Raw genomic sequence first — 1,143 nt, 5'->3', positions numbered from 1 at the left:
ACCGGCCACCGCACCTGGCAAGCCTGCCGCACCTGGTAAACCGGCCACCGCACCTGGCAAGCCAAAGGATTCAGGTGCGTCTGCCGGTTCCGGTAAGGATGTCCGGTAAGTCGGTAGTCGGGGCTGGAAGGCCTGGCGCGTCGGCTGGGCCTTCGGTGGTGGACACCACTCGCGCCCCCGGACCACGGATCTTCGTATCTATCGAAGGAACCTGCAGCTACGGCGTCGGTCTGACACGCGCCCGGTCCTCCGCCGGTCTGCTCGTCGTCGAGTGCGACCAGCCCCACCGCGCCGCCCGACGCGGCAAGGGAAAACCGGACCCCGTCGACGCGCGCTTCGCCGTTCTGGCCGCACTTCGCCTCGGCACAACCACCTGATACTCCACGGTCCGCCGCCGCGGCTCCGCCCGGCCGAACCGGCCCCCGATCCGCCCGCAGAGATCATCCAGCTTGGCCACCGGGTCACCCTGACAGCCTCACCCTGAGTCATTTTCGACTCAGGAACTGGGGCCGCTGCGCTGGGCCGCCGTGGTGGCGGGAAAATCGGGGCCGCGRCCGTCCGGGACGCCGGTGCAACTGTGATGCCACCCGAGCTCGGGAGTCAGGATGGCGCGGGGACCACCGACAGGCGCTGGTGATTGTTGCTTCGAGCACGCRGGTCAGACTCTTCCGAGGCCTGTGGTCCCTCCGGTCGGCCGCGCCTGACGGTGTGTCTGGAGGATTCGGAGGAACCCCGGTGGAACTGCTGCACGACCGGTGCGCCGCGCTGGACATCGGCAAGAAGGACCTCAAGGCGTGCGTGCGCACGCCGAAGCCAGGCCGGGGCCGGTCGCGCCGGCAGGAGACCCGCACGTTCGCGACGACGACCAACGCGCTGCTGGAACTGCGGGACTGGCTTCTCGCCGAGAAGGTCACCCTGGTGGTCATGGAGGCCACGGGCGACTACTGGCGCGGGGCGTTCTACCTGCTGGAAGACTGCCTGCCGGTGATCCTCGTCAACGCCGCCCACGCCAAGGGCCTACCCGGGCGCAAGACCGACGTGTCCGATGCGGCCTGGCTGTGTCAGCTCGGCGAGTGCGGCCTGCTCAAAGCGTCGTTCGTGCCGCCGGAGCCGATCCGCCACCTGCGTGACCTCACCCGCTAC

1 protein-coding gene is annotated in these 1,143 nt (G+C 69.4%); it reads left to right on the top strand.

The window, feature by feature from the left end; all coding sequences use genetic code 11:
• Positions 1–735: 735 nt before the first annotated feature.
• Positions 736–1,143: IS110 family transposase (locus tag CC117_RS10195; RefSeq protein WP_157905389.1), on the top strand; the 408-nt coding region annotated here is incomplete at its 3' end.

The organism is Parafrankia colletiae, assembly GCF_001854655.1.
Lineage (GTDB): Bacteria > Actinomycetota > Actinomycetes > Frankiales > Frankiaceae > Parafrankia > Parafrankia colletiae.
Note: the sequence above shows the minus strand (reverse complement) of the source record. Positions and strands in the feature narration are given on the sequence as shown.